The organism is Sulfitobacter sp. HI0129, from assembly GCF_001635395.1.
Lineage (GTDB): Bacteria > Pseudomonadota > Alphaproteobacteria > Rhodobacterales > Rhodobacteraceae > Sulfitobacter.
The window spans coordinates 1-388 of record NZ_LWGH01000935.1; the positions used below are offsets into that span (position 1 = coordinate 1).

The window sequence follows — 388 nt, forward strand, 5'->3', positions numbered from 1 at the left end:
GGGATCGAAAGCCGGGCCGAGGGGCTGCGGCGGCTCATTCAGGCGGCAGGCGGGGTGTTCGTTCCGGACGCGCAGATGGCAGCTGAGATGGCGCGCTACCGCGCCTCGCTGCACGAGGTCGGCAATGGGGTCGCGCAGATCGCCAAACAGATGACGCAGGCCAATCGGCAAGGGCAGGGGGCCGGCTCGGAGTTCACCGAATTGCGCCTCGCACAGATGCGCGGGCTGGCGCGGTTCATCCTGGATTCCGCTGACGAGATCGACCTGCTCCTGCGCCGCCGTCGGGATGCGATGCAGCTGCAGGCCACGGCCGCGCTGAGGGAGTTTGCGCATGCAGCTGAATGATGCCGTCCATGCCGTCACGGGCGAGGTGTTTCGGGATGGCTGG

At 68.0% G+C, this 388-nt stretch carries 1 pseudogene; it reads left to right on the top strand.

What is annotated here, in order from left to right:
- Nucleotides 1-345: pseudogene (locus A3764_RS21080) on the top strand (transposase); the annotation flags it as partial.
- Nucleotides 346-388 lie beyond the last annotated feature (43 nt).